Source organism: Spirosoma arcticum (assembly GCF_054779955.1).
Window position 1 is genome coordinate 805,271 of the sequence record NZ_BAAGXG010000001.1, and the last position, 26,534, is coordinate 831,804.

The 26,534-nt window shown below is 54.7% G+C and carries 25 protein-coding genes and 1 pseudogene; 6 read left to right on the top strand and 20 right to left on the bottom strand.

The genetic code is table 11. The annotated features are described in order from the left end of the window. Window positions 1–106: 106 nt before the first annotated feature. Window positions 107–826, bottom strand: a complete 720-nt coding sequence (locus ACYVHB_RS03565) for a murein L,D-transpeptidase catalytic domain family protein (protein ID WP_461049660.1) — start codon at window positions 824–826, stop codon at window positions 107–109. A 95-nt stretch (window positions 827–921) separates the two neighbouring features. Here ACYVHB_RS03565 and ACYVHB_RS03570 point away from each other — a divergent pair, with 95 nt between their 5' ends. Further along, window positions 922–1,662 carry an EcsC family protein gene (locus ACYVHB_RS03570; protein WP_461049662.1) on the top strand — a complete coding sequence of 247 codons (741 nt, stop codon included), beginning with the start codon at window positions 922–924 and terminating at the stop codon, window positions 1,660–1,662. 106 nt (window positions 1,663–1,768) lie between these two features. Here the strand turns inward: ACYVHB_RS03570 and ACYVHB_RS03575 are convergent, their stop codons facing one another. The 4 genes and pseudogenes from ACYVHB_RS03575 to ACYVHB_RS03590 all read right to left on the bottom strand — a co-directional run bounded on the left by ACYVHB_RS03575 (window position 1,769) and on the right by ACYVHB_RS03590 (window position 4,856). Further along, window positions 1,769–2,725, bottom strand: coding sequence for a DUF4982 domain-containing protein (locus tag ACYVHB_RS03575; protein WP_461050029.1), 957 nt, complete (start codon window positions 2,723–2,725; stop codon window positions 1,769–1,771). A gap of 156 nt (window positions 2,726–2,881) precedes the next feature. Further along, window positions 2,882–4,141 (bottom strand): annotated as a pseudogene (locus ACYVHB_RS03580) (glycoside hydrolase family 2 TIM barrel-domain containing protein); the annotation flags it as partial. A gap of 120 nt (window positions 4,142–4,261) precedes the next feature. Beyond that, a complete protein-coding gene (locus ACYVHB_RS03585) occupies window positions 4,262–4,423 on the bottom strand; it encodes a hypothetical protein (protein WP_461049664.1) in 162 nt (53 codons plus the stop codon). Between the two features lie 19 nt (window positions 4,424–4,442). Then, complete coding sequence (locus tag ACYVHB_RS03590; protein WP_461049666.1) at window positions 4,443–4,856, bottom strand: hypothetical protein; 414 nt, start codon at window positions 4,854–4,856, stop codon at window positions 4,443–4,445. A gap of 170 nt (window positions 4,857–5,026) precedes the next feature. On the opposite strand from ACYVHB_RS03590, the gene ACYVHB_RS03595 reads away from it, so the two are divergent. After that, complete coding sequence (locus ACYVHB_RS03595; RefSeq protein WP_461049668.1) at window positions 5,027–5,809, top strand: NUDIX hydrolase; 783 nt, start codon at window positions 5,027–5,029, stop codon at window positions 5,807–5,809. Between the two features lie 163 nt (window positions 5,810–5,972). Here the strand turns inward: ACYVHB_RS03595 and ACYVHB_RS03600 are convergent, their stop codons facing one another. Then, window positions 5,973–7,712 (bottom strand): serine hydrolase domain-containing protein, encoded by a 1,740-nt coding sequence (locus tag ACYVHB_RS03600; RefSeq protein WP_461049670.1) that lies wholly within the window; start codon window positions 7,710–7,712, stop codon window positions 5,973–5,975. 145 nt (window positions 7,713–7,857) lie between these two features. Between ACYVHB_RS03600 and ACYVHB_RS03605 the strand changes: the two genes are divergently transcribed. Together ACYVHB_RS03605 and ACYVHB_RS03610 are read left to right on the top strand one after the other, a co-directional pair. Beyond that, window positions 7,858–8,403, top strand: coding sequence for an NADPH-dependent FMN reductase (locus ACYVHB_RS03605; protein WP_461049672.1), 546 nt, complete (start codon window positions 7,858–7,860; stop codon window positions 8,401–8,403). Window positions 8,404–8,492: 89 nt separating this feature from the next. After that, on the top strand, window positions 8,493–9,437 hold the full coding sequence (locus ACYVHB_RS03610) for an EamA/RhaT family transporter (protein WP_461049673.1): 945 nt from the start codon (window positions 8,493–8,495) through the stop codon (window positions 9,435–9,437). A gap of 2 nt (window positions 9,438–9,439) precedes the next feature. Here ACYVHB_RS03610 and ACYVHB_RS03615 read toward each other — a convergent pair whose 3' ends face one another. From ACYVHB_RS03615 to ACYVHB_RS03635, 5 genes are all read right to left on the bottom strand, one after another. Beyond that, the gene (locus ACYVHB_RS03615; protein ID WP_461049674.1) at window positions 9,440–10,465 is read right to left on the bottom strand and encodes an MlaD family protein; all 1,026 of its coding nucleotides are present in this window, start codon (window positions 10,463–10,465) and stop codon (window positions 9,440–9,442) included. Window positions 10,466–10,580: 115 nt separating this feature from the next. Beyond that, window positions 10,581–11,327, bottom strand: a complete 747-nt coding sequence (locus ACYVHB_RS03620; protein WP_461049676.1) for an ABC transporter ATP-binding protein — start codon at window positions 11,325–11,327, stop codon at window positions 10,581–10,583. 136 nt (window positions 11,328–11,463) lie between these two features. Beyond that, the gene (locus ACYVHB_RS03625; protein ID WP_461049678.1) at window positions 11,464–12,279 is read right to left on the bottom strand and encodes an MlaE family ABC transporter permease; all 816 of its coding nucleotides are present in this window, start codon (window positions 12,277–12,279) and stop codon (window positions 11,464–11,466) included. Between the two features lie 148 nt (window positions 12,280–12,427). After that, entirely contained in the window at window positions 12,428–13,231 is an 804-nt protein-coding gene (locus ACYVHB_RS03630; protein WP_461049680.1) for a lytic transglycosylase domain-containing protein, read from the bottom strand. 114 nt (window positions 13,232–13,345) lie between these two features. Continuing rightward, a complete protein-coding gene (locus ACYVHB_RS03635; RefSeq protein WP_461049682.1) occupies window positions 13,346–13,570 on the bottom strand; it encodes a hypothetical protein in 225 nt (74 codons plus the stop codon). A gap of 75 nt (window positions 13,571–13,645) precedes the next feature. On the opposite strand from ACYVHB_RS03635, the gene ACYVHB_RS03640 reads away from it, so the two are divergent. After that, the gene (locus ACYVHB_RS03640) at window positions 13,646–15,931 is read left to right on the top strand and encodes an OmpA family protein (protein WP_461049684.1); all 2,286 of its coding nucleotides are present in this window, start codon (window positions 13,646–13,648) and stop codon (window positions 15,929–15,931) included. Window positions 15,932–15,938: 7 nt separating this feature from the next. On the opposite strand, the gene ACYVHB_RS03645 is transcribed toward ACYVHB_RS03640, so the two are convergent. Beyond that, entirely contained in the window at window positions 15,939–16,910 is a 972-nt protein-coding gene (locus ACYVHB_RS03645; RefSeq protein WP_461049685.1) for a LysR family transcriptional regulator, read from the bottom strand. 113 nt (window positions 16,911–17,023) lie between these two features. Between ACYVHB_RS03645 and ACYVHB_RS03650 the strand changes: the two genes are divergently transcribed. Then, on the top strand, window positions 17,024–17,452 hold the full coding sequence (locus ACYVHB_RS03650) for a hypothetical protein (RefSeq protein ID WP_461049687.1): 429 nt from the start codon (window positions 17,024–17,026) through the stop codon (window positions 17,450–17,452). A gap of 61 nt (window positions 17,453–17,513) precedes the next feature. On the opposite strand, the gene ACYVHB_RS03655 is transcribed toward ACYVHB_RS03650, so the two are convergent. From ACYVHB_RS03655 to ACYVHB_RS03690, 8 genes are all read right to left on the bottom strand, one after another. Continuing rightward, a complete protein-coding gene (locus tag ACYVHB_RS03655; protein WP_461049689.1) occupies window positions 17,514–19,556 on the bottom strand; it encodes a tetratricopeptide repeat-containing protein in 2,043 nt (680 codons plus the stop codon). Between the two features lie 14 nt (window positions 19,557–19,570). Then, window positions 19,571–20,683: a patatin-like phospholipase family protein gene (locus ACYVHB_RS03660; RefSeq protein ID WP_461049691.1), complete on the bottom strand. Its 1,113-nt coding sequence runs from the start codon at window positions 20,681–20,683 to the stop codon at window positions 19,571–19,573. Window positions 20,684–20,757: 74 nt separating this feature from the next. Next, entirely contained in the window at window positions 20,758–21,543 is a 786-nt protein-coding gene (locus ACYVHB_RS03665) for a bestrophin-like domain (RefSeq protein ID WP_461049693.1), read from the bottom strand. Between the two features lie 29 nt (window positions 21,544–21,572). Then, window positions 21,573–22,163, bottom strand: coding sequence for a glycoside hydrolase family 19 protein (locus ACYVHB_RS03670; RefSeq protein WP_461049694.1), 591 nt, complete (start codon window positions 22,161–22,163; stop codon window positions 21,573–21,575). Between the two features lie 36 nt (window positions 22,164–22,199). Beyond that, entirely contained in the window at window positions 22,200–22,838 is a 639-nt protein-coding gene (locus tag ACYVHB_RS03675; protein ID WP_461049696.1) for a hypothetical protein, read from the bottom strand. Between the two features lie 45 nt (window positions 22,839–22,883). Beyond that, window positions 22,884–23,966: an HBL/NHE enterotoxin family protein gene (locus ACYVHB_RS03680; protein ID WP_461049698.1), complete on the bottom strand. Its 1,083-nt coding sequence runs from the start codon at window positions 23,964–23,966 to the stop codon at window positions 22,884–22,886. Window positions 23,967–24,140: 174 nt separating this feature from the next. Further along, window positions 24,141–25,058 (bottom strand): hypothetical protein, encoded by a 918-nt coding sequence (locus ACYVHB_RS03685; RefSeq protein ID WP_461049700.1) that lies wholly within the window; start codon window positions 25,056–25,058, stop codon window positions 24,141–24,143. An 8-nt stretch (window positions 25,059–25,066) separates the two neighbouring features. Continuing rightward, a complete protein-coding gene (locus ACYVHB_RS03690; protein ID WP_461049702.1) occupies window positions 25,067–26,152 on the bottom strand; it encodes an HBL/NHE enterotoxin family protein in 1,086 nt (361 codons plus the stop codon). Between the last annotated feature and the right edge of the window lie 382 nt (window positions 26,153–26,534).

The following is a 26,534-nucleotide window of genomic DNA, read 5'->3' on the forward strand; positions in this document are numbered from 1 at the left end:
TTCTTACTATAAGGATGCTTGTAAAATAAATCTTTCTAAAGTACAATACCCGGTCTACTTGTAGCAGTAGACCGGGTATTGTACTTTTCTCATCAATCCAAATCATTTACAGCGCCCCTACGGGTTCGGCGAGGTAAGCTGATTTGGTCAGGTAGTCGGTGTTAGGGGAGTAAACGAACAGGCAGGTGCCGCCTTTGACGACCTGAATAATCTTCTTTGATTCGGCGTAGGGCACGGCGGGGCATCCCTGACTGCGACCCAGCCGACCCGTTTTGCGGATGAATTCCTCGCAAACGTAATCGGCCCCGTGGAGGACGATGTTGCGGTTTTGCACCTGGTCGTTAAAGCCTTTCTCCAGCCCCTTCAACTGCAGCGACAGGCCATGCTTGCCCATGTACGTGTTGAGCGTCTTGTAAAATCCCAGACTGGTCTGGAACGAGGAGTTGACGTTAGAAAACGAGGTGGCAATCAAGCCCCCAGACTTTTGACCGTGGGATACGTAGGTGTTGAAAAGCACTTTTTTGTTCAACAGGTCGACCACGTACAGCCGTTTTTTTGTTGATGGTTGACTCAGGTCCACAATGGATAGCACGGGTTTGGTGGTGCGCATTTTTTGCCAGCCGCGCAGGGCGTAGTCAAACACGTCGCGCTGTAGACCAAACTGGCCCAGGTTAAGCTGATCGTAGAGGGTGGAATCGTCAACTGAGTGAGTTGGAACCGACTTTTTGCTGGTACTGCTGAGGAGATTATCGGTGAGTCGGGGAGCGTCGGGACTGGTGCTGGCGATGTTCAGCAGGGCAATCAGCAGAAGGCATAATCTCTTCATACGGCGAACGGGTGTTGTCGGAAGGTTACGGAAAAAACGGTGGAGCTTGTTTTTTAATTCGTTAAAAGTAATGCTTTTTGCCAAAAATTCAGATCATGACACCCTACGAGAAAGCCGTCCGTGCCGAACTAACCCGCTGGCAGGGGGCCATGCAGCAAGCGCCGTCGCCCTTCGGAAAACTGGCTACCCGCCTACAGCGCCGGATCAACCGCGTCATTCCGCAGCGGATTCACGACATTGTCACGGCCACCATCAAGCAGATGACGCGGGCGGTGCTGTTTGGGGCCGAATTCCTGACCAAAGAGCCTGCCCTGGGGCTGGGGCTGACCGAGCGCGATGCCGCCGTAGCCGGGCGCATCAACTTTTACCGAAAAGCGGGTGCGGCCGAGGGGGGCGTTGCCGGGGCGGGGGGCTTCGTGCTGGCCCTGGCTGACTTCCCGGCACTGCTCACGCTGAAGTTGAAAATGCTGTTCGAGATTGCGGCTTTGTACGGGTTCCCCGTCAGTGACTACCGCGAACGGGTCTTCATCCTGTACGTATTTCAACTGGCGTTTTCGAGTCAGGAGCGTCGCCAGACTGTGTACCGGAACGTGGCCGACTGGGCGGAACACAGCCGCCAGCTACCCGACGACATCAACCAGTTCGACTGGCAGACGTTCCAGCAGGAATACCGCGATTACATCGACTTAGCCAAGATGGCGCAGTTGATTCCCGGCATTGGGGCGGCCGTGGGTATTGTGGTCAATTACCGGCTCGTCAACCAACTTGGCCGCACCGCCATGAACGCCTACCGGATGCGGTTGCTGGCCGATAACCAGACCCTGCTGTCGGCGTGAAGCGGTAAGCACCTGGCAGGCATGGTATTATTACTGAATCGCATCACCCAGGTGAAAATGTTGCCGGATGTCAGCTTTCAGCAGGGGGTATTCGTACGTACGCATTTTATTTCAGGGTGATTTGCACTTGTGCCGCTTTCAAGCCATTGGCCGTTGCGGTCATCGTAACCGTTCCCGGTATGCCCTTAGGCTGTACAATTACTAAGCCCCGCCCATGAAATACCTTTTTTTGGGGTCGCTGGAAACTGGAAGCGTCAGCAGGATTACCAGTACCGACTCCGGCAATCCGACCGCTTCCCGAAACCTGGTAGTTAACGAGCAGGTCGTCCACATAGGGTACCACATTCCCGGCTGCATCAACGACCTCGACATTCACATACGACAAGTCATTGGCATTGACCCGGATGGTTTTCCGGTCGGCTATCAGCCGAATGGCAACCGGTTTGCCAACCGTCCGCAGGGTATCGGCTCCGGTCTGTCTACCCTCCGTGTAACTTCTGGCTACTAACCTACCCGGCTCATAAGGTACATCGAAGGTGGCGGTAATGCTATTGGGCGGCAGGGTTTGTTCGCCGATTACCTTCCCGTTCAGTTCGAGGGTTACCTTCTGCGCTCTTGAATAGACGAACACCTGCATCGTTTTCCTGTCCTGGCCCGGAAAGCTCCAGCTTTTCAACTGGTCTGGAAAGTTGTAGTAGAAGTTCGCTTCTTTGTATCCGTCCGGTAGAGACGTATGCACCAACATTTCGACGGCACTTCGTTTCCAGACCACATCCAGGTAGTACGAATTTACCTTTTTGTTGCCAATCAAGTCCAACTCACCCGTATAGGCATTAAAAATGGGCCAGGCAGGATTCAGAAACAGATCCGAACCGGAGCCACCCAATAAACCGCCCCCTGTGCTTTTCTGAGTTTCCTGTTTCACTACTCTCGGTGCGCCCAGACCGGCTTCGCCCAAGTAATCCATAGCCGTCCAACTGAAGGTCCCGATGACATACGGCAGCTTTTCTACCTTCAGCCAGTTATCAATACCTCTGGTCGGGAAGTATTCCGACGCATACATTACCCGGTTGGGAAACGTCGAGTGATCACTTTCATACTTAGAATCGGCATAGTTATAGCCCGCTACGTCCACATTGGCAAACGAGGGGGCCGTATCCTCCCATTTTTTACCTTTGTTAAAATAGGTGATAAACAGTGGTATGGCCAGGGTAACGGGTCGGGTGGCATCCAGCTGACGTACCGCATCGGAAAGCTGTTTGCCGATGGCATAGCCCGGCGAATCAGCCGACTCAGCAATCTCATTGCCGATGCTCCACATAATGATCGACGGGTGATTGCGGTCCCGGCGTACCATTGACTCCAGATCCTTCTGCCACCACTGCTTGAAGTACAGGTGATAATCCTGCGGAGTTTTCGGGCGCACCCACATATCGAACGCTTCGTCAATGACCAGTATGCCCAGCCGGTCACAAACATTCAGCAAATGGGGTGACGGCGGGTTGTGGCTCATTCGCACGGCATTGTAGCCCTGCTGTTTGAGCAGTTCAATTTTACGCTCCTCCGCCCGGTCAATGGCAACGGCCCCCAGCGGGCCGTTGTCGTGGTGAATGCAGCCCCCTTTGAGCTTGATCGGCTTGCCATTTAACGTAAAACCGGTTTGGGCGTCAATGTGAATGGTGCGAATGCCAAACGGCGTGGTCGTCTCATCTATGCGTTTACCCTGCTGGATGATTTGCACAGTTGCCCGGTACAACTGGGGCTTTTCTATAGACCACAAAGCTGGTTTGGCAACCAAAATGGTTTGTGTAATCGGGTTAATGAGGTCTTTAGAAGCCGAAATACGCTGTATATCCGTTCCGGCCAGTTTACCAGCAGGCGTATACAGTTGGGTCAGTACGGTGTATGAGGATTTAGGGGCAGGAGTCTGAACCGTAGTCTCAACGGAAACCGTAGCTGCCTGATCCGTTACCAACGGCGTGGTGATGTACGTGCCCCACAAGTCGATGTGCAGCGGGTTGACCGTGGTTAACCAGACATGCCGGTAAATACCCGAACCCGAATACCACCGACTGTTAACTCCCTCATTTTTTACCTGAACGGCGATGACATTGGCCTGTCCTGGTGGCAGCAGGTATGGCGTTAATTCATACGAAAAGGAGGTGTATCCATTCGGGTGATTGCCCAAATGATGTCCGTTGATCCACACGTCGGCATTCATGTAGACGGCGTCAAACTGAATAAAGATTTTCTTAGCTGCCGACCCCTTGTCCAGCGTAAAGTGCTTGCGATACCAGGCCGTTCCGCCGACCAGAAAACCGCCATCCCGCCCCGATACGGCTCCTTTCGAGAAAGGCCCGACCAGACTATCCGGGATCTGAACCGGCAAGTCTTCGATGCTCCAGTCGTGGGGTATGTTCAGTTCTCGCCAACCGGTATCGTTATACGTTGGGCTTTCAGCCTGGATATTGCTATCCTTTTTGAACCGCCAACGCTGTCAAACGATACCGTTCGGGATGCCTGTCCATACGTGCCAATCGCCAGGAACGAGCACAGCAGGGTGATGAAGGGATGTACTCGTTTCATGGATCGTGAAGTTCTATTTGACCACTACCCGCACCCAGCCGAGATTCTGAATGCGGGCGTAGGGTTTTAGCATCACCCTGCCGTTGCGCTGTTGCCCGCAGGGTGGGGAAGTACGTACCTGGTTTGGCGAAGGTGTGGACGAAGCGTCGTCCACATCCCCGGCCTGTGTTCGCAAAAATTGTCAGACAACCCTATTATTTAATCCGCACCGCTGTTGAGTCGAACATATTCATCAGTTGCCCTTTCAAATGATCATCATCCACTTTAGCCAGCTCAACCCCAATCTCGCCAGCCTGGGCCGTATCAAAGTAGATTGTGATTTTTTTGCCCGGTTCTTCTTCCACTTTCGTAATTAGGGTAACAGGGTTGGTGCCGGTTGGGTCCTTCAATTCGCCGGTTAGTTTGCCGTCTTTGCGGATCAGGTCAGTAACCATTTTAGCGTCTCCGTTGGGTGTACCCGTTATGGTGATCTCCCATTTTCCGGCAAAAAAGTCGGTTGACGTTGTCGTCGTTGTCGGCGTAGTGGTTGTCGACGTTGTTGTTTGTGAAAAGCCGTTAAAGGCGATGCCGACGAGAAATACGAACAGAAACAAGCTTACTTTTTTCATGATTTGAATTGTTTAGAAAGTGAACCGGGAGAGTTGCCTCATTCATGTCGGACTGATTGTTAGCCGAATAAAATGGAAGCAACCCCTAATAAGTAAATTTTACGGAATAAAGGTAATTGGTTTTTATTAATTCGTAAAATTTACAGAATAGTATTTTTTATCTTTGTCGTATGAACTTGGAGGAAGAAGTAGCGGACTTTGTCAAAAACGGTCATGTGCAGTACCTGCCCCACGTGACCATTGACCCGGTCATTTTCGGCTACCACGATCAACAGCTCAAAATTTTACTCCTCAAATGGATCGGGTATAAGGGCTGGGGGCTACCCGGTGGGTTTATCAGGCGGAAAGAACCCCTGAGCCAGGCGGCCCACCGGATTCTTCAGGAGCGAACAAGCTTAACCGATATATTTCTTCAGCAATTCCACACGTTTGGCGATTCGCCCTATCGGCTTGAGGGACAAGGTCAAAGTGCCCGTAAACTTAGCGAAACCCACGGTCGTGAAGTAGACCCAAATAGCTGGCTATTCGAGCGTACCTTGTCGATTAGCTACTTCGCGTTGGTGGATTACTCCCAAGTTACCGTCAGAACGGACTTTTTCACGGAAGACTACCAGTGGTGCGACGTGAATGACATTCCCCCGCTTTTATTCGACCAGAATGAAGTCGTGGAAAAGGCTCTGGTAACCCTGCGGCACCAGATCTATCATCAGCCGATTGGCTATAATCTACTGCCCGAAAAATTCACCCTGCCCGAAATCCACACGCTGTATGAAACGATTCTGGGCAAAAAGCTGGATGGGCGTAATTTTTCTAAAAAGCTCACGGCCCTGGGTCTGATTAAAAAGTTAGACGAACAACGGGCCATTGGACCGCACCGTTCGCCCTACCTATACCAGTTTGAGAAGGAAACTTACGACGATGCGCTGAAGCAGGGAATCGTGCATACGTACTAAGCCGATGGTCATGAGTGGTTGGGTTGGGTACTCATGACCATCGGCTTACGCTTCGCCCTCCATACCTACTCGGCGGGCAAACTAAAACTGGACCTGCTTCTGGCCTCCCGGCATGAGGTATTCGTTAGCCGGAGCCAATCTTTAACACTGGTGGCAGTACGCTTCATTTACTGAACAGTACGTTTCGGAAATCAACTGCGTTGATCGAAAGCGCCTTAACTGAACCGGACTCGTTCCGTTTGAAGTAAAATAAGGTTCTATTCTCAGGGGCATAAAAAGTGTCTTCGTGGACCGGTATTGTCCTGATTTTGATCACCCCCCGAACCACCCTCAAACCATCCCGTCCGACCTTGACCTTAAGCTGACCGTCCAGTTCCTGGCTCGTATACGTTCCCGCGTAATCCATGAGCCACTTGGCGGGTAATGAGTTGCTTACCGTTTTATCAAAACGGAGGGTATCTTGCTTAAACCGTTCAACTATTTGATAGTTAGCTGATTGCTTCGATTTTTCAATCCATAGTTCGACGTACACGGCTGGCTCTTCGACCTTGAACAGATAGTGGCCGTGCGTAATTGGTACAAGTTCAAAGGCGTTTTTGGCCGGTTGGGGTTGAAACGAGAGATAGGGCTTATTATTCCTGATAAATAGCTCCCGGAAACTGTAGCGATTCTTGGAACTGTTGCCCATATATCGCCCCAATTTCTTCCCTAAACTATCCGCCCTAAACGGAACGGTACCGGGCCGACCGGTTATGTTGGCCGGGGATGCGGGTACGCGTAACAACGCGTTGGCAACCGCAAACACCTTGCTCTGCGTATTCTCGTAGCGCGATTGGTTTGATAAGCAAATAATAGCAATCTGTTGATCGGGAAAACGGACCATGAAGGAGGTGTATCGGTAATCGTCACCCCCATGGCCAACGGATACGGTGTTTTTGTAGGGGGTAATGTTCAGACCAAACGCGTAGTGGGTCGTATCCCCGTTGTTGAGCACGTGTCGGGTTTGCAGCGTTTTCAACAAGGAGGACTTGCCGGTTCCCAATCGGTTGTTGTCGAAGTTTTTAATCCACAAAATCAGATCATCCACGCTGGTAATCAGGTTGTTGTCACCGACAACGCCCTGATCGTTTTTGATCGGTTTACGCCTGAATGTTTGTTTGTCATTGTCTGCATACTGGTACGGGATGGCCCGATTGGGGTTTGGGGCAGCATCCAGATCGTTAAAATACGTATGGCTCATTCCCAGAGGCTTGAACAGCACCTGATCCGCGTAGTCCCGGAGGCTGAGTCCGCTCACCTGACGAACAATTTCGCCCAGCAGAATATAATTGATATTGGTGTACGCAAATTCCTCGCCCGGACTGAAATTAAGGTCCCGTTGCTTGGCCATTACCGTGAGCAGGCTATGTGTTGTTTTATACTTCCTTTTTACTTGCCCTTTCAGATTCACTTTCCCCGATAGTGCCGCCAGTACATACCCCTCCCGCAAGCCGCTGGTATGACTAAGCAGGTGCCGGATTGTGACCGTCTTTGTCAATTGAAACAGGGGGAAGTAGCGCTTGATATCGTCGTCGAACGATAGTTTTCCCTCTTGCTCTAATAGCGCAATGCAGGTGGCGGTGAACTGTTTAGCCGTTGAGGCTATGTTGAACAGATGGGTCGTTGAGATTGGTATTTTCCGGCTAACATTGGCCATCCCATACCCTTTTTTGAACACCACATTGCCCTGATAGAGGACCGCTATGGCTCCTCCAGGCGTATGTGGGTTATTCCAGTCGGCAAATACCGAGTCAACCGTTTTCGCTACCCCAGTCAATTGATTAGAGTCGGCTGATTGCTGGGCTAACCCCGATGCGGGTAACAGCAGCCCAAAGCAGAGTCGGCGAAAAAAGGAATTCGTCATGGTTGGTCAGGAGCAAACGGATCAGTCGTAATCAGATGCGGGCGTCGCGACGTACGTTGGGTAAAACGGTTCACGGGCTGTTTCAGTATCGGCTGCGGGAACGGTGTCTGCGTGAAACGTGTATCAGCAAAGAACGACACCTACTATGGAAATGAACAGGAAGCGAATCCTGGCTATTTCGGGCAGCACACGCCTGCAGTCAACGAACACCTACCTACTGGCGTGGATCAGGAAACTGGCTCCTGCTCAATTCGACATTGAGCTATGCACGCCAATCGATCAACTCCCTCATTTTAATCCTGACCTGGACAATGAGCAACTGCCTGACTCGGTTGCCCAACTCCGACGCGAAATAGACGAGGCCGATGGGGTACTCATTTGCACACCTGAATATGTGTTCAGTATACCCGGTGTGTTGAAAAATGCGTTGGAATGGACCGTTTCTACGACCGTTTTCTCCGATAAACCCGTCGCGCTGATTACCGCGTCTACGTTGGGCAAAAAAGCAAGTGAACAGTTAGCCCTGCTCATGAACACGATAGGCGCTCGTTTTGACCCGCAGACGCAGCTACTCATTCAGACCGCCCGAAACAAGGTAGGGGCTGAAACTATTGACCTGCAGACCCGGCAGGACTTGATCCACCTGATCGACGCGTTTGCGGTACAGTTGCTCGCTCCCCCAACTCATTAACACCGAATGAGAGTGTTGACACGATGACGATAAGCTGCATTGTAAGCGGCAACGTGTAGTTTCGCCCAAATTTATCGGTATCACCCATCATGCTGTTTCTCATTCTGAGTATTGCCCTGTCGGTTTTGCTGCTGCTGAACTTTCGCCTGTTTCCCCGTTACGACGTCAATACGTTCCAGGCTATCGTGTTCAACTACCCCATTTGTTTCCTGACGGGCCTGTTGCTGCTGCCAGCGGGCCAGTCGTTCTCGATTGATTTTACCCAAACCTGGACGTGGCTGGCCTTTGGGTTAGGCGTGGGCTTTGTTCTGACGTTTTTGTTGTCGGGGGCCAGTACCCAGCGAATGGGTATTACGGCCACGTCGCTGGCTAACAACCTCTCGCTGGTGATCCCGGTTTGCTTTAGTTTGTTCGTATTCAACGCGGGCACCAAAGTCGGCAACGGTTTCGACGTGCTCAACTACCTCGGCTTAGGGCTGGCGGTGGTAGCCGTGGGATTGAGTACGTATAAAAAGAGGGAGGAAAGGGACGAGCGGGAAGAAAGGGAGACACAGGCCCCAGCGAACGCGAAATCCCGTCGGGTGGGGGCAAACGTGCTGTTGCCGGTGGCCGTGTTTCTGTTCTATGGCGCTACCAACACCCTGATTAATTACATGAACCTGCGCTACATTCCTTCGGCCGACAAAACCGTGCAGGTCACGCTCACGATGGTCGTCGGGGCCGTTGCGGCCGGGCTGCTGATGCTGGCCGTGAGGCTGGTGCAGGGAAAAGAGACGTTCCAGCCGAAGAGTCTGGTGGGGGCTATTACGCTAGGTGTACCAAACTTCCTGAGCTTTTATACGCTGTTGCTGGCGCTGTCGGCCTTTGGGGGTAACGGCGCATTTGTGTATCCGCTCTACAACATCGGTGTCATCCTGCTGGCCGCAGGCATGGCCGCGCTGTTCTTTCGCGAACGGCTCTCGGCGGCCAACAAAATCGGACTGGCGCTGGCCGTGCTGGCCATCGGGCTTATTTCGTGGCAGGAACTGCTGTGATGTTACGGTTGCACCACCACCGTACTATCCACCTTCTGCTTTGCTTTTTCCTTTGCCTGCTTCTTGAAATAGCCCCGCAGCAGAATGTTGCCCTGAGCGGCTTTGAGGTCTTCGTTCAGCAGTTCGGTGCCCCGGTTGAGGTTACGCAGGGTCGTGCGCAGGTTGGTGGCCGTTTCCTGGTCGGTGAGCAACACGCCCAGTGGACTGTTGGTGTTGTTGAGCTTCTCCGACGCCCGGTTCACGTTCTCCGACGTCTTATTGAGGTTGCCAACGACCTCACCCGCCGAATTGGCCACCCCTTCGAGCTTCGATGCCGACCGGCTCAGTCGCCGGAACACCGTTGTGTCGGTCACTAATTCGTTGGCGAGCGATCCCTTCGTGTTTAGCTTGGCCGCAAACGCGGATACTGAACCGGTTACTTTAACGGTATTCTGAGACGCCTTCTGCAAGTTTTCCATCGCCCGCTTAAAATTGTCGGCCACGACCGAATCCGTCAGCACCGCGCCCACCGTGCCTTTGCCCCTCCGGATGTTGCCCACCAGCGCTTTGAAATCGTTGGTGACGCGGAGCAGGTTCTGGTTGTTCTCCTGCAGGGTTTCCAGCACCTTATCCGAACTCAGCGCTTCCATCGTTTTAAGCCGGTCGCCTTCCTCAACGGGTTCCGATTTGGGCGTGCCGCCAAAAATCTGAACGATCTTATTGCCAATCAGCCCGTCGGAACTGATGGTTGCCTGAGCATCTTTTCGGATGTAAGCCTGAGCGCTCTGCTCAATGTCTATGTCGACTTCGACCTGTGCCGTACCAAAGAATTTAACCCGCTTGATGGTGCCGATTTTGACGCCCGAAAACCAAACGTTGTTGCCCGCTTTGAGGCCGGCCACGTCATTGAAAACAGCAATGATGCGAACGCTCTTAGTGAAGCGCTTTTGCTGACCGCCCAGGACGAACACCCCGGCTAAGAAAATAAGAATGCCCATCAGGACGAATATGCCGACGACGACGGAGCGTTTATTGGATTCGGTGCTCATTGAGTGTAGCGTGTCAATTGAGATTTTGTGGTCTGTAAGTTTGTAGTTGGCTGACGCGATAGCCTTCGGGCGTCAGCCAACTACAAACTCACAAACTACAAACCACAAACTCTATTCAGTTTACAAAATTGTAATTATAAAACTGCTGAACCCGTTCGTCGGGATCGGCAAAAACTTCATCGAACGTACCAACGCGCTCAAATCGACCATCCAGCAGCATCGCCACGCGGTCGCCGGTGGTTTTGGCACAGGTCAAATCGTGGGTGATGATGATGGACGTCGCCCGGTAGCGTTCCCGAACTTCGTTGATTAATTTATTGATCTCGATACTCGTAATCGGGTCCAGCCCGGCCGTGGGTTCGTCATACAGCATAATCTCGGGTTTCAGAATCAGCGTCCGGGCAATGCCAATGCGTTTGCGCTGCCCGCCCGACAGTTCCGACGGCATCTGATTGATGGTCTGCGACAGGCCCACGTCGTCGAGGGCTTCTTCAACGGCGCGGTCGACGTCGGACCGGCTCAGGTTGCGCACGTTCCGCACGAGGGGAAACTCCAGATTCTCGCGGATGCTCATGCTGTCGTAGAGCGCACTGCTCTGGAACGAAAAACCCACCTGCTGCCGAAAGGCGTCCAATTCCCGACTGCGCAACGTGTCAACCTGCTGCCCCAGCACCGTAACATGGCCCGCGTCGGGTTTGAGCAGGCCGACAATAATCTTGATCAGCACCGACTTGCCCGTTCCCGAACGGCCCAGCACAACCACGTTCTCGCCCCGGTACACGTCCAGATCGACGCCCCGCAGCACGTGCAGATCGCCAAAGGATTTCGTTAAGCCCCGGATGGTGATGATGGAGTCGGTCATAAAATTAAAGAGTGAAAGAATGAAAAGAGCGAAAGAGTGTGGTCCGCCATTCTATCTGACGCGTTTTGTTTCGCTGGAGCCGCAATAGCGGACCGTGCCAGCCCGGTTATTCACTCTTTCGCCTTTCACCCTTTGGTCAACTGCCTCGTATTGCGCTGACAATCTGAAGCGAAATCAGTTCTTCGATAAATACCAAAAATGTGGAGGTAACAACGGCCGCATTGGCTGCTTTACCAACGCCCTCTGTGCCCTTGGACGAATAATACCCTTTATAGCAGCCGACCATGCCGATGGTGAAGCCGAACACCATGGATTTGAGCAGCGACGCAAAGATATCTACGTACGTAATGGCTCCGAAGACTTCCTGAATATAGGATGTGAAACTGGTTTGTTCGTTCTGGTTGACGTTGATGTAGGCGCCAATGAGGGCCACAAAAATCGTGTACATCGTGAGCAGCGGAATTGTAATCGACGTGGCTAATACCCGGCTCACGACTAAGAACTTGAAAGGGTTGGTGCCCGACACTTCCATGGCGTCGATCTGCTCGGTCACGTTCATCGACCCCAGCTCGGCCCCAATGCTCGACCCCACCTTACCAGCCGCAATAATGGCCGTAACGAGCGGCCCCAGCGCCCGCACAATGGCGATGGCGATCAGCGAGGGCAACCACGAGGCCGCGCCAAACTCGGCGAGCGACGGCCGCGACTGATTCGTAAAGACGATTCCGACGATGAAACCCGTGGTCGAAATCAGCAGCAGCGACCGATAGCCAACTTCGTAACACTGCCGGATGATCTCTTTGAACTCATAAGGTGGCAGGAACAACTCCCGAAAAAAACGACCGATAAACGAGGCTACGTCGGCTAAATTCAGGAAAAATCGGTCGAGCCGCCGGGTAACAACGGGCCGGTCGGGTACACGGTTGGGGGGCTTTATCGTGTCAGACTGCATTCAAACGCGGGATGTAATGGTGGTGCCAGCCGGATGCGCCCCCGGCTGTGGTGTAGTCTATAAACTGATTTAGGAGAATAGGGTTTTACAAAGGGTGAATGAGTGAATGAGCGTTCCGTTCAATTCGCTCATCCACTCATTCACCCTTTCACGATTGCCAGGCGGGGGCGGGCGATAGAAAAGACGAGTAATCGTCGGGGCGCGACATCACTTCTTTGTAGAGCAGCACCCGAAACAGGTAGTACTGCGTTTCGCGGGGGAGCCGCATCCGGTAATAGTCGCGGTGGGTTTGCCGTTTCAACTGCCCGGCAATGTAGCCCGGCCCCACGTTGTAGGCGGCCGCCACCAATGACCACGACCCCAACTGAGTATAGAGCGCCCGCAGATAGCGGCAGGCGGCTTCGGTAGCCTTGCGGACGTTGAACCGTTCGTCGGTTTTGCCACTTACTTTCAGGCCCAGCGAACGGGCGGTGCCGGGCATCAGTTGCCAGTAACCGGCCGCTCCGGCCCGCGAAACGGCTTTGGGCCGCAACCCGCTCTCGGCTAACGGTACGTACCGAAAATCGGCGGGAATATCGTGTTTTTTTAGAATTGGGTCGATGATGGGGAAGAACGAATCGGCCCGTCGCTGTAGGTCGCCGAGGTCGCTGGCGTGGGACCGAAACAGGGTGAATACGCGTTTCCAGCGGTCGGCAACGTGGGTTTGGTCGAGGGGCAGGCACTCCCCGCAAAAATCAACGTCGAGCAGGGGCAGATCGGGGGCGTTGTTGACAACACCTGATAATTGGGCCGTTGTCAAGTCCAAGTCAAAACGAAACCCGGAACGTCGGGCCGTCCCAGACTGGGTAGCGTCGGGGGTAACGATGGCATTGATGCCCGATTGACTAAATTGAGACAGGGGAGTGGCCGTCAGCCGGGCGGCAACCGTAACGGCCGGCCGAATGGCGGTCATTAACAAAGAGAATCCAACACGTTTGAGCAAGACATAAAGTAGATGGTAAGACTGGCTAACGTTTTGAGTAAACGGTTTAGTTTGTTGATTATCAATAGTATGCATGAAAGTTGGCTATATGAACAATCCTGATTGAAGCTCGTCCTGTAGAAACGTACTGACGCTCACGGCCTTACCAGCACTGGGCGCAAGGCGGCTGAAGGCCAAAAAAAACAAGTTGTCTACCGGGGAGCAACCGCTAAATACCCGGTCACGTTGCTGAATTTGTTGGGCCGCCTTAGCCGCCTTAACCAGGAGTTGGTAGGGGTGGTTGTTTACGGATGGGACCAACAGATGCATTGATTTAGGTATTTTTGGCACTTAATTTGATGCAAGTAGCCATAGACTGACAGTCTTTTATTTTACTTTTCCATCATGAATCGAATTATACAGGTTTTGCTCATTGCAGGAATGGCGTTGGGGTGCCAGATTGCGCAGGCGCAAAGCAGCCGGTTGCGGGCAGCCAACAAGCAATTCGACAACCTTAGCTACGTCAGCGCGGTGCGGGCTTACGAAGAGTTTATAAGGGCCGACAAGAAAAAAGACCCCGTCGAAACCCGTGAGGCCATGACCAAACTGGGTTACAGCTACCGGAAATTGCAGGACAGCCGCAACGCCGAACGGGTTTATGGTGAATTAGTGAAGGCGTACCCCGATTTAGACAGTGAAGTGTATTTATACTACGCGCAGTCGCTGGCGTCCAATGGCCGCTACCGCGAATCGCAGAAACAGTACAGCCAGTACGGCGAAAAACAGGCGCAGGACCTGCGGGGGCGCCGGTTCACGGTTTCGTACATGGACATGAACCGGTTCTATCAGGATTCCTCATCTTACCGCGTTCAGCCGCTGGCCCTCAACTCGCGGCAGGCCGATTTTAGCCCAATGTATTTCAAAAAAGGGCTGGTGTTCGTGTCCGCCCGCGACGAATCCGGGGTGGTGAAGCGCGTGTTCAACTGGAACCAAACGCCGTTTCTGGATCTGTATTTTCACCCCGACACGGCCCAACTGCGGGCACCCGGTGGGGAGTCGGCCCGGCCGGTCAGCGCGGCTGTGCTGGGTGGGGGTGGCCCCGAAAAAACGGAGGTAGCCGAGGTCGTGGCCGAGACCCAGCCGCTTACCAAAGCCGAAATTTTCAGCCGGACGCTGAACACCAAATACCACGAGGGACCCATGACGTTCACGAAGGATGAGAACTTCATCGTGTTCACCCGGAACAACTCCAGCAAAGGTAAATCGGGCAAAAGCGCCGACGGAATCAAGAAACTGAAACTGTATACGTCCGTAAATAAGGACGGGAAATGGGTCGATATTCAGGAGGTGCCGTTCAACAGCAACGAGTATTCGGTGGGGCACCCGGCTTTCTCGCCCGACAATACCAAACTGTATTTTGTGTCGGATATGCCCGGCGGCTACGGGGGCACCGACATTTACGTCGTTGAGTACGCGGGTGGTCAGTGGGGTACGCCCGTTAACATGGGTAAAGAAATCAATACCGAAGGCAACGAAATGTTTCCCTTTGCGGATGAGAGCGGAAACCTGCACTTCTCCTCAGATGGTCACGAAGGCTTGGGTGGGTTAGACATTTTCTTTGCCGAGTTGCGGGATGGCGTGGCCTACAAAGGCGTGGAGAACGCGGGCGCACCGATCAACTCCGAAAAAGACGATTTTGGCTTCATCACCGACCGCAGCCGGACGAGTGGTTATTTCAGCAGCAACCGTAAAAAAGGCGTCAGCGACGATGACATTTATTCGTTTCGGCGGTCGTGCCGACAACTTAACATCTTTGTTTACGACGCCAAAACGGGTACGCCACTCGAAAGCGCTGACGTTCGTATCCTGCGCAACGGGGCCAATCAGGACCTGCGCCTGACGAACGTGGCGGGCCGGGCCGATTTGTGCGTGGATGCCAATACGGAGTACGAGTTCAAAGTAATTAAAGAAGGGTTTGCCCTGAACAGCGTCCGCTTTTCGACCCTCACCCAGTCGCCGAAACCAATTCTGAACGTGTCGATTTATCTCGAACGGACGGAAAATACCTTGGTGAAAGGGGTGGTGAAAACGGAAGTCAACCAGAAGCCCGCAACGGGCGTGAAGGTGACCCTGCGCAACGAAAAAGACAAATCGGAGCAGACCGTCATCACCGGCCCCGATGGCGGCTACGAGTTCAATACGAAGCCCAACGCGCCTTACACTATTACAGCCCAAAAAGAGCGGTATGCAACCAAAAAAGCGCAGTTTGGTAAGGCCAAGCGGAATAATGGTAAAGCTGTCACGGACTCGATAGGCCTGTACGGCGTTGGCGACGTGTTTCAGCTAAAAAACATTTACTACGACCTGAATAAATTTTTCATCCGGGCCGATGCCGCCCGCGAACTCGACCGGGTATTGACGGTTTTGAAGGAGTACCCGCAGATGCAGATTGAGCTGCGGTCGCATACCGACGCCCGCGCCACGGATATGTACAACATCCGGCTGTCGGAGAACCGCGCCCGGGCCGCTTTAGATTATTTAGTGTCGCGCGGTGTTCAGGCGGGCCGGATTGTGGCTCGTGGATACGGCGAAACCGAAATCGTCAATGGCTGCGACGACGGGGTGAACTGCAATGAAGAACAGCACCAGCAGAATCGCCGAACCGAGTTTAAGGTTGTGGCGGTGCAATAGAAGTCGGTCAGTTAGTAAGTCGGTCAGTGACTGGCGCATGAGTGTTACTCGCGCCAGTCACTGACCGACTTACTAACTGACCGACTGACCACTTTTCATTTGACTGCATGTACAACGCCAACTGCTCAATGAACGCGATTGTGTACGGGGGGAGCTGTTTGGTTTTTAGCGTAGCTGCGTACCACGTTCGCCGGAACGCCTGTTCTGTAAGCCGGATTGCCGCTAATTGACCGGACTGTACATAAGGCTTTATGATCCAATTCGGCAATACCGCAACGCCCAGCCCCGCCTTAACCATCTCCACAATAGCTTCGGTCAGCGTGATTTTATAGACTTTCGCGGGGCGTCGGTGCTTGAAAAGCATCATGAAGTTTTGGCTTTCTTCATCCGGGATATTGTACATGATGTAATTCTGGTCGGCAAATTCATCAATCTCAACCCACGAACGGGCCGCCCAGGCATGGTCGGGGGCAACGACCGCCATAAATTCATCCTGAAAAAGCGGGGTATACGCAAACTTCGGATTTTCGTCCCCTTCCGTAATCGCCACGTCAATCTTATTGGTTAATAAATACTGGTCCGCATCCTGAGTAACAGCCTCCAACTCCACGTTGATGTCTACCTTCGGATAAAGCCGCTGAAACGTTCGTAAAAAACCGGCCAGCCAGTGGTAGGACGTATAACACTGGGTGCAGAGCCGCACCTGACCCGCTTCGCTATCGGTCAGGCAGCGGACTTTAGCCCGCGTGTCGGCCACTTCCTGTAGAATTTTCCCGGCTGCTAATAACACGACCTCCCCCGACTGAGTGAGCAGCATCTGTTTTTTGTCGCGGATGAAAAGCTGTGTATTGAGGTCACTCTCCAACTCCTTCAACTGGTGGCTCAACGCGGACTGGGTTAGAAACAGCCGGTCGGCGGCTCTGGTCAGATTGCCGGTGGCGGCTACTTCCTGCACCATCTGAAGATGTCGTAATTCCATGATGAATAGTATTCATGATTTCGACAAAAATAATTCGCTTTACTAATATATCCAATTACCTCACCTTTGATCCACCTACTAAATGGTCCTTGTACCAGGGGACAACATAAACCATGAAAACAACCGCACAATTAACCGTCAACGCTTTAATGGTGAGCCTGCTTTTAACCACAGCCATGAGCGGTGCATTAGCTGCCAGCGCCGAACCGGGCGATCCGGTAGCAAAAGTGACATCGTTCGAGGTGAACACGTATCTGGGGCCTCAGTGGAAGCTGAATCTGATGATGGATATTTCCCGGCCCGTTCGAATCACGATCATCATCCGGAATTCTGACAATACGGTACTCTACCGTGAAATTGTCAGCAGGGGATCGAGAGGCTACTGGCGAAGATTCGATTTTGAGGGGTCCGAACCGGGGGTCTACGTAGTCGAAGTGAGTGACGGTCGGCAGATGATTACCCGTCGGATCGAAATCGTGGACATACCTGCCATTGATTCACAGCGGTACATCGTCCACATCCCAACAGACAAACGGCTGTGAACCAGCCCAGGTTGGCTGTTCATCGGGGCATTGATTTGACGCATTGGCTAAGTTAACGGTGTTACAGATCAAACAGCGTTGTTGTGTTGATCAGCACTAAATCAGCATTGGACTCTTCCATTTTACGAACCATATCCTGCGTACCGCCGGGGCCGTTGCCGCTCTTGCCGTCCCAAAGTGCGAGTAGCGTTACGCCCTCGCCCCCGTAGGCCAGCGCGTGATAAAGCATCCATAAATTCGTTCGTTCCCAGATGCAGTAATTTTTCTTCGGCCCCAGCCAGAACGGCATTTTTCGATTCGCCGACAATATGCGCAGCCGGTAATCATCGGCCTGACTGTGATTTCGATAAAGCTGCTCGAACCGGTCGACCCACGGCTGGCCCGCAAAAGCGACCGATTCCTTGCTGTACTGTTGTTTGGGAACCGCCAGAAACAACCGGGTCGGTATGTTGATATCGTCCTCCTGGCAAACCTCATGAAACAGAATATCGCCCCCGCAGGCACCACCCGCCACGCCGATCAGTGGACCGTTGACGCGGTTACGGATGGCCCGCAGTTTCCGGCGTATCTCTTCCTTCGCCCGCTCTTCCTGATGCGCCGGAAACCGGGGAGCGTGGCCGTCCCGGTCAATCATGTGGCCCGTAAAGACGACAAAGCCGGGTTCTACGTCGACCAGTGGAGCCGTGGCCGGGGCTAATTGTGCCAAAATAGGGTCAACAATGTCGGCGCGTATCTGTAGTTTGTGATAGAGTTCCAGTTGACGCCGGGTGGCGTGGGCGAACAACGGGTCGGCACTACTCATTACGTCCTGGTAAAGCCGCAGGATGCGTCGGGGCTTGTCCAGCGTCAAACAGCGCAGATCCGCCACCGTCAACTCCAGCCAGCGGTCCCGCTCCCCGTGGCTGTATTTCCGGTGCCGGGCCGCGTCGAGCGATGCCCCTACCACGGTTACCATCTCCGGGTATTTCCGCTGCATCACCTGCAGTGCCAGTTCGGCCTCCCCGGCATCATCAAAATGCTCTTCCCAGGTCGGTTTTTGGGTCTCGGCCAGGTTCAGGATGATTGTCAGCAAGCCTAACGCGTTGATGCCGGAGATAAAGTGGTTCAGGTCTTCGGTGAAGGCCTGGGCGTAGGCTTCGTAGGCGCGTAAGAGGTAGCTGGACTCCAGCGCCCGCTGCCGAAACTCGGCGGGCGGGGCAAACTGCCATTCGTTTACCCACCGGAATTTATCGTTGCGGCCCTTGAGCGAATACGCTTCGGCCCGCTTGCCCGCGCTCAACTCGCTGCTGGCCAGCAACCGACCGATGGCCTGGTCCGACAGGGCCAGCAACGGCAGACAGGGCGAGTTGGCGTCGGCCAGGGTAGGGGCGTACTGCTCGGACAGCAGTTGGTAGATGGTACTGAGCCGGTCATTGGCCAGCTCGTCGTCGGGCGCGAGGGCGCTGATTCGTTCCCAGGTCAGGCGGGCACCCGTGAGCGAATTCATCTCGAACTGAATTTCGCCCACCAGCCGCAGGCCGCTCAGTTCCCACGGAAAGTTGGCGGTTTCGGCCGCCAGCAGGGCCAGCTTCCCTTCGTGCCTGTTGAGCCGGGCCTCCGCCACTTCCCGGCAGAACCCGGCCGGTGCCACCAGAAACTGTTCGGGGTCCTGCGCTTTGAGGTGGGGCAGCAGCGAAAAAATGGGGCTGTCTTTCCGGTCCGAGTGCAGCGTTTCCAGCAGCGCCTGTTTGAGTCGCAGGCTGTCCGTTTTCAGCGTCGGCAGGGTGTAACTCAGGTAACGGTCCGTTTTGAGGTCGAAGGGAACGTCGGGTATGCGGTCGTCGGAGCAGCGCAGAAGCAGCGTTTTTTTGTCGCGTAGGGCGTGGCGGATGCCTAATTCATAAAACACATTGGCGTTGTGAACCGATATGTCGGCAATGACCAGATCGGCGGTGAGCAGTTTGGCAAACATATCCTCGCGGATGTTGCCCGCTTCGGTGATGGCCACCGTTGTTTCGCCCGCTATGCCAATCGCCCGCAACGCAGGCTGAATCAACTCTTTCTCGATCCGGTCGAAGTCGATGTCCTGCTTTATCCCGAACGGACGCACAATGAAGACGTACATAAATAGACGCTTGTTTACCCGATAAACCGCGAGAAATGGCCCGCGTCCACGTCCCGGTCAGCAACCGCCCGGCCCACCGTTTGCAGGTCGCCGGTGTAGGCCACGGAGTCCATCTGCTGAACGTGTTCGGGCCGGATGTGGGGCAGTCCCAGCTTGGCGAGACCACGCTCCGACAGGTCGGCGTTGTAGCGCACGTAAGAAAACAGCTTCGTATCGCCCGGCCCTTTTACGGCGCACAGGTCGCCCACCTCCCGGTCCAGCACGGCCCCGTAGCGACAGTGGCCAAACACGCGGCACAGAAAATCCTGCTCATTGGCGGCTGCGTACATCAGCGCCGACGGAATGGAACCGGCGTTGTAGAGCAGGTTCATTTCGTGGGGAGCGAGGTTGGCATTGGCGTTGGCTGCGGAGCCGGTGCCGACCGAAACCAGCAGTAGCCGGTCCTCGCCAGTGGGCCACTCCAGCCGGTAGGCGGGGATAGTGGCCATCAGAAAAAGCTGGAAGGCGGGATTGTTGTACATCGTAACGCCCCCATCCACAAAAATGACATGGTGCTGACCAATGGTTATCGTTTCGGGCGGGAAGTAGGTGGGTGCAGCCGTGCTGGCCCGCACCAATTGCCAGAGCGGGAAGTGAAGGTTACAGTCCGGGCGCGTTGGCTGGTTATACTCGGCGCGGGGATTGCTGGAGACCGGCCACGGCGAATCGGTGGTGGCATTCCGCATAATCAGCAACAGCAGGGTCTTGAGTTTGGGACTTCCCAGGGTCGTGTCCGCACCGATGACGGTTTTCAGCTTTTCGGCTAACTTCTCGTCGTGGTACTTATACCGGAACCGATCCAGCAAACTGGCTTTGTCGAACATGGCTGATCCGCTGGCCTGGTAGAAATCCCGGATGGTGTCGATTCGCATTCCCAGCGACAGGCAGGTGGCGATGATGGCCCCCGTACTGGTACCGCTGATGTAATCGAAATAATCCGCCAGCACGAACGTATCGTCCCGTTGCAGTTGCTGCTGGAGGAGCCGTTCCATTTTGGCCAGAATCTCGATGGTAATCGTACCCCGGATGCCGCCCCCGTCGAGGGCTAACAGTTTGCGGGTTGGTTGAATGGTTCCGAGTGTGGGCATAGCGTGGTTTGGGACGATTAATGGCGTTGATGGATCCGCTACGGGATAGGCTGTGCGTTACGGACCGGGGAACATCACCGGTCTTCGTCAGCCATCGTCAGGATTTGGCGGTAGGCTTCGGGTTCAATCTTTATCTGGCCCGTAAACGGGTGATCCAGTATTAGAATGATGTAAACGACCAGACCAATGAACGTGCTGAGCACACTGTTGACGATCAGGTGCAGGCGCAGACTGGCGATGTCCAGGAGCATGGCAAACAACAGCAGGACGACACCCCCGATGATGAGCGCCATCCAGATGGGTCCCGGAATGCCGCTGACCGTGTCTAATTGCCGCAGATTCCGGTAGGTAGCGAGGTCATTCAGGTGGCGGAACATCTGATCCGTCCGCAAGTCGCCGGTGTTCATGGCTTCCAGCCGACGAAACACCCCGTTGAACGCCTGCCGGTCTTCTTTGGTAAAGGGCTGCATGGTTTCCATGTGCGGAAACTCGTGGCGGGTCACGTGCCGCACGTAGGTCAGGTAGGCGCTCATCAGCGGAGCCACTTTAGCCGAGTCCGGGTAGTAGCGGATGGTGCGGTAGAGTCCCCTGGCTAAGCTGCCTTCCCGGTCGGCGTTGGTCTGCGCTTCGTTGAACGAGTCCCAGACCAAAAACACCACGAAGCCAAGCAGCAGGGCATACAGGCCGCCTACCAGGGCAAACACGTCGCCAACGCCCTGGTTTTCGGCGTGGCGGGTCGTCAGCCGAACGTACCTTCGGAACAACAGCGTGCTGCCAGTGCTGATGCCGATAAACAGGCCGATCAGCAGGAAGAGCAGCAGTACCGGCGGCATCTGAAGCAGGTAGTACGCGGTAGGCATCGGTGGAAAAGGAAGAAATTGAGGTCTGTTCAGATGTCCAGAAAATGCTTTGCCCCATTTTTGAAGCGAAACAGCCGGTCGGGGAGACCATTGTAGCCCCCGTTGATCCGGCGGGTTATCTGCTTGAAATAGTCTAAGTTGGGTCCTTCGTCGATGGGGTGCGTCAGCAGAATCTTGTCGGCTAAGGCATTGAGTCCATTTTTGCTCCAGAACCAGCCCGCGCTCAGGGCCGCGTACCGGAGTTGGTCCGGGGTGCAGTGCTCCACATTTTTGCCGCCCAGCAGCGTCGGGTTGGCCAGCAGGTCAATGGTCAGGGCGGTGCTCAGCGCGTAGTAGTTGGCGCGGCCCGTTATCTGAATCAGGCCCCGCCCCTTAAAGCGCACTCCGTCGCCGGGCTGGGTGTTGCCCAGCCCCACCCGGCCCTCGTAGGCCTGGCCACTGGCCAGTTCTTCGGTGTAGTACAGCCCACCGCTTTCGTGACCAACCTGCGCAAAAAAACACAGTTGACGCGCGGGCGTATCAATCGCGTACCGGACGCAGGTATCGCTGAGGTAAGGCAAAAACTTCTCGGCGCAGGATAGGGCCGCGCCCGTTGCTTCTTTGGCTTGTCCGAGGGTCATGCGAAACCAGAATTGAGGAAATGGATAGGGCACCGGTCAGGCTGTCTGCTGAACGGGTTCGGTTTGCGGCTGTTCGGTGACGGGCTGGCTGGCGGGGCGGGCTAACCAGCTCCAGCTCAGCTTGCCCTCACCCGACATCATCACCTGGGTGCAGGTCAGGGGCAGCGTTACGGCGTCGAACGACTGGTCCATCGAAACGAACCCTACCTGCCGGTCGCCCGATTGGGACAGGGCACCCCCCAGCTTAGACAGGCCGTCGTTCGCTGTTTTCAGGCCCGTGATAACCAATGGATTGATACCACCAATAACCTGAACGATCCCGCTTTTTTCCACCGTTGTACCCACGAAATCAGCGACCCCCGCCAGCACCTTACCTATGTCTTTGCGCTTGTCCATCGACTCCATCACCCACACCCGGACGTAAAGCGTCTGGCTGGCGGGCATCGGCATGGAAAGTAGAAACAGCCCGCCCCCGGCGTCGCCCGGCGGGGCAAAATCGTATTCGGTCTGGTGTTTGCCCAGCGTTAGTGATCCCGTGTCGGGCAGGTGCGTTACGGCCAGACTGCCCGGATTTTCGGCGCTGGTAGCCGCCAGAACGAAGTAAAGATTTCGCTCCTTCCGGACGTGGTTCAACTCAATCGAGTTTAGTTTCAGTTCAATCGTTAGCGAGTTCATGAGGAGAGGGCGATTGTGACGGGCTGGATGAGAATTGTAGAACTATTAGTTCTGCCGGTTCGACACGTCGGTGGACACCTGAACGTCGAGTCGGCCGTAGGTTTGGAGCGCGGTAGCGTCCGTCAGCATCTTGGCCCAGGCTTTGCCCGTTGCCTGCAGCTTGACCTTTACCCAACTGGCCCTTTCGGTGTCGGCCACGTCCTGAAGCAATTCGTTGAAGTCGGCGTTCAGCACCTGCCAGCCTTTTTCCATCGCCCGGACCGATTCCAGTGCCGTCGCCACCGCAGCGGACAAATCCTTGATCTGCCCATCCACGTGGGTTAGGGCAGTGACGCTTTCGTTGATCTGGCTGATCTGTTGCATGGCACTGGCGATGTCGGACTCGGACTGTTTGAGAGCTTTGGCCCCGATCACCGTCAGGGCAACGCCCCCGCCCGCCACGGCCAGTCCCCCAACGACCAAAGCCGTACTGGCACCCGCCGTCGCAATTTCGGCCACGACTCCCACCACGACCATCAGCCCACCGACCACTTCCATAGCCGATCCGCCCGCAATTTCACCGATGGCTTTGCTGCGGTTGCTTTGGTAGGTTTTCAGGTCTTCGTTCATCCGCGCCAGCGTTCCTTTGTCACCGAGGATATCCCGCTCGGCCGTTTGCTGGTCGGCCGTAAAATTCCGGCCGTCTTCTTCAAGTCCCTGCCGGAAGGTATCGAGTTGATTGACGACGGCCGTAGCGCCCTGTTGCTTTTGGTTGATCAGGTTAAGCAGGTCATTCAGCCCATCGTTGATCTGATCTTTGGCGGTTGGGTCGGTGTGCAGTTGGTCAGCCAGCGCAAACAGCGGGTCGGAGTATTCCTGCCAGTTGTTGCCAAAGTCGACAATGTCGGCAGTGATTTTAATAATCGACGGATTGATGTCTTTAAACCAGTTATCGGCATGCTGACGGGCCGTTTGCTGGTGGCCAGGCAGCGAGGGCAGTTCCGTCAGCACGATGTCGGGCTGGTTGAGGATGGTCTGCATACAGGTCTGCACGACAATTGAACTGCTGGACACCTGCCGCATGGCCGTGTCGACCTGAGCCGAGCCGGGTGCGTCGGTGGCCGTAGAAGGATTAGCTTCCGTAGTCATTTTGGTTTGAGTTTATTGGTTAAAAAAGAGGAAGAAAATAGTTACATTGAGGGGTTTGGGTGTGTGCGTTTTTGAGTGTGTGCGTTTTGGGGTGCTTAAGTGTATATGTGCTTTAGTTGCGCTGGTAGCCAGCACGTACACACCTAAACACTCAACATACCCACACACTAGCAGTCAACTGGCAAAAAGACGCAACACGGTGTTTAGGTTGTCGGCAGCCGCCCGCACCTGTGACTTGAAAAAGGGACCGTCGGTGTGAATTCGGTCGGCCAGACCTTCGTCGAAGTTGTCCAGATCGACACCCAGCGCGGTCCACTGGTTGCTGATGTCGGCGTAGTGCTGGGTGAACGTTTGCAGATTGCTGGTCAGGCTGCTCAGGGCGGTTGCGTACTGATTGAGGCCATTGGCTACCCGCTCCTGGTTACCGGCCTGCTGATACAGCCTGTTCAGGATATTCTGCTTGTCGGCCATGCCCGTGAACAGATCGCCCAGTGAGTTGGCGATGGTTGACCCAACGAACCAACCGGCGATTTCTTCGTTGTGTTTGACTTTGTCGATCTGGCGCTGCTGCGCGTCGATGTCCTGCCGGGTCTGCTCAATCTGGGCGCGGCTCGCGTTAAGCTGACTGGTAACGGCCTGGGTTAAGGCGTTTAGCTGACGCACCTGATCGGGCAGTTGCAGGTAGGTATCCGTTACCTGTCCGCTCAGCGTACCCAGTTCATCGCTCACCGTGCGGGCGGTAGTCACGCTGGTGCGCCAGTTGGCCTGAATGGTCGACGCGTCGGCCTGCTGATCAATCGACTGGCAAAATGCGCCAAAGTCCGCCACGAGGCTGGTCAGTCCGGCCAGCAGGCGATCATCCCACTGGCGGGTATTGGTTTGCAGATTAGCCAAGATATGGTCGGTTTGCTCAACGGTCGGCAGCACGGGAACGCCGATGTCATTGCCGCTGCGCAGGGCATCCTCCTGCTGCGCGAAGACGGTTCGGGTGTTCTGCAGCGCCGACTGGAGCGACGAACGGCTGGCGGGCTGCTGGTTCAGCATCGACACAAACGCCGGGTCGATGCTGAACTGGATGGCGGTGGCTGGCATAGAGCGGGTTAGGCTGGAGTTGAGGAGGTTACGTTCAGCTTCGTGCGGGTTTGCAGGTCGGTGGCGAAGGTAATCAGCTCATTCCACTCGTCGCGGGCATTGTCGAGGTCACTCTGAATCTGGCTGTAGAGGCCGCCCCGGACATCATCTTTCGCTTCGTTCAACGCGGTGATTACCTGGTCGATGTCGTCGGAGATGGCTTCCCAACCCGCAATGACATTGCTGATGGCCTCCTGGGCGTCACCCGCTTTGGTAACGAAATCAGTGATGATGGTCTGGGTATGGGCCAGGGCCGCCTTGCGGTCGTTTTGTTCGGCCAGCTTTTTTATCAAAACGCCGTACTGCTTGTCGATGTCGGCCAGCCCAACGCCATCTGCAACGACCCCGCCCGCGCCACCCAGCACCAGGGTAGCCCCCGTGACAATCAAGCCCGCACCTACCCCAGCGGTGGGAATGGTGGCCACCGCGCCAATGATGATCAACGCAACGCCCGCCCCAATGACAACGCAGTCAACGGTTATCTTGGCCACGGCGGTCCGGCGGTCGATGGCTAATTGATCGAGTTGCGCCTGAACGTCGGGGCTGGCCTGGATCAGGGCCGCCAGCCGGTTGTTATCCGCCTGAAAAGCCGCGTAGTCCGTATTCAGGTTGTTTTGGAAATCTTTCAGGTCGGCCAGCAGCCCATAAATGCCGACGTACGTAACATTAGCGTTGGCGTGCCCGTACAACCGGGCCTGAATCTGATTTTTGAGGTCTTTCATACCGTCCAGAAACGTAGTCCGGGCGTCCGGGTCAGTCGCCATTCGACCGGCCTGAACGCTCAACTGGTCATAATAGGTAGTGAACGTCTGCCCGAAGCCGATGACATCGGCAAATGAGTTCTTCAACTCCTGCGTCAGTGTTCCCGTCCAGTAGTTGGCGTGTTTCTGGGCGTTGGTGAGGTGGGTGTCCAGTTCGGGCAGACCGTCGATGTTGAACGTGGACTGAGCCGTAACGGCCGTGGCATACAAGTCAATTTGCACCGCGCTGACGGCGGCATCGCCAACGGCCCGTTTCAGGCTGGCCGTGCGGAAGGAGGTAAGGGTTTGCGACATGAGTAGCGAGGAATTTTTAGTGAAAAAGAGGATGGTTAATTCGATCAGCGAGCGTCAATGATCGAATCAAAAGTAGCTCATCTGTCGAAAGCGTGGCGGTAATGTAGGCCAGTCGTCAGGGGGACGGGGTGAATGACTTAGTTTGATCGGTGAAGTGCAAACTACCCATTCAGTAGGATATACCGACTAATAAATAAACGTTAATTAACGAGTCTGCGTGGTTAAAGGACACCAGTGAATCTCTTATTTTTAAGGACCTGATGTTGGCGAATATAAAAATTCACAACCAAAAGCCAGTTCCTGCTGAATCCCGTTGTCAGGGGTCAGTACGGACGGACTTCGGCTTGTTGAGCAGCCAGACAACCGGTTGACTTTCCTCAAA

Excerpts from the sequence above, each read along its gene's own strand:
- ACYVHB_RS03680 (WP_461049698.1), bottom strand. The coding sequence starts at position 23,966 with ATGACTACGGAAGCTAATCCTTCTACGGCCACCGACGCACCCGGCTCG.
- ACYVHB_RS03620 (WP_461049676.1), bottom strand. The coding sequence starts at position 11,327 with ATGACCGACTCCATCATCACCATCCGGGGCTTAACGAAATCCTTTGGC.
- ACYVHB_RS03640 (WP_461049684.1), top strand. The coding sequence starts at position 13,646 with ATGAATCGAATTATACAGGTTTTGCTCATTGCAGGAATGGCGTTGGGG.
- ACYVHB_RS03570 (WP_461049662.1), top strand. The coding sequence starts at position 922 with ATGACACCCTACGAGAAAGCCGTCCGTGCCGAACTAACCCGCTGGCAG.
- ACYVHB_RS03660 (WP_461049691.1), bottom strand. The coding sequence starts at position 20,683 with ATGCCCACACTCGGAACCATTCAACCAACCCGCAAACTGTTAGCCCTC.
- ACYVHB_RS03615 (WP_461049674.1), bottom strand. The coding sequence starts at position 10,465 with ATGAGCACCGAATCCAATAAACGCTCCGTCGTCGTCGGCATATTCGTC.
- ACYVHB_RS03630 (WP_461049680.1), bottom strand. The coding sequence starts at position 13,231 with ATGACCGCCATTCGGCCGGCCGTTACGGTTGCCGCCCGGCTGACGGCC.
- ACYVHB_RS03575 (WP_461050029.1), bottom strand. The coding sequence starts at position 2,725 with ATGTATGCGTCGGAATACTTCCCGACCAGAGGTATTGATAACTGGCTG.
- ACYVHB_RS03670 (WP_461049694.1), bottom strand. The coding sequence starts at position 22,163 with ATGACCCTCGGACAAGCCAAAGAAGCAACGGGCGCGGCCCTATCCTGC.
- ACYVHB_RS03665 (WP_461049693.1), bottom strand. The coding sequence starts at position 21,543 with ATGCCTACCGCGTACTACCTGCTTCAGATGCCGCCGGTACTGCTGCTC.
- ACYVHB_RS03690 (WP_461049702.1), bottom strand. The coding sequence starts at position 26,152 with ATGTCGCAAACCCTTACCTCCTTCCGCACGGCCAGCCTGAAACGGGCC.
- ACYVHB_RS03590 (WP_461049666.1), bottom strand. The coding sequence starts at position 4,856 with ATGAAAAAAGTAAGCTTGTTTCTGTTCGTATTTCTCGTCGGCATCGCC.
- ACYVHB_RS03600 (WP_461049670.1), bottom strand. The coding sequence starts at position 7,712 with ATGACGAATTCCTTTTTTCGCCGACTCTGCTTTGGGCTGCTGTTACCC.
- ACYVHB_RS03565 (WP_461049660.1), bottom strand. The coding sequence starts at position 826 with ATGAAGAGATTATGCCTTCTGCTGATTGCCCTGCTGAACATCGCCAGC.
- ACYVHB_RS03655 (WP_461049689.1), bottom strand. The coding sequence starts at position 19,556 with ATGTACGTCTTCATTGTGCGTCCGTTCGGGATAAAGCAGGACATCGAC.
- ACYVHB_RS03685 (WP_461049700.1), bottom strand. The coding sequence starts at position 25,058 with ATGCCAGCCACCGCCATCCAGTTCAGCATCGACCCGGCGTTTGTGTCG.
- ACYVHB_RS03675 (WP_461049696.1), bottom strand. The coding sequence starts at position 22,838 with ATGAACTCGCTAACGATTGAACTGAAACTAAACTCGATTGAGTTGAAC.
- ACYVHB_RS03625 (WP_461049678.1), bottom strand. The coding sequence starts at position 12,279 with ATGCAGTCTGACACGATAAAGCCCCCCAACCGTGTACCCGACCGGCCC.
- ACYVHB_RS03650 (WP_461049687.1), top strand. The coding sequence starts at position 17,024 with ATGAAAACAACCGCACAATTAACCGTCAACGCTTTAATGGTGAGCCTG.
- ACYVHB_RS03605 (WP_461049672.1), top strand. The coding sequence starts at position 7,858 with ATGGAAATGAACAGGAAGCGAATCCTGGCTATTTCGGGCAGCACACGC.
- ACYVHB_RS03610 (WP_461049673.1), top strand. The coding sequence starts at position 8,493 with ATGCTGTTTCTCATTCTGAGTATTGCCCTGTCGGTTTTGCTGCTGCTG.
- ACYVHB_RS03595 (WP_461049668.1), top strand. The coding sequence starts at position 5,027 with ATGAACTTGGAGGAAGAAGTAGCGGACTTTGTCAAAAACGGTCATGTG.
- ACYVHB_RS03635 (WP_461049682.1), bottom strand. The coding sequence starts at position 13,570 with ATGCATCTGTTGGTCCCATCCGTAAACAACCACCCCTACCAACTCCTG.
- ACYVHB_RS03645 (WP_461049685.1), bottom strand. The coding sequence starts at position 16,910 with ATGGAATTACGACATCTTCAGATGGTGCAGGAAGTAGCCGCCACCGGC.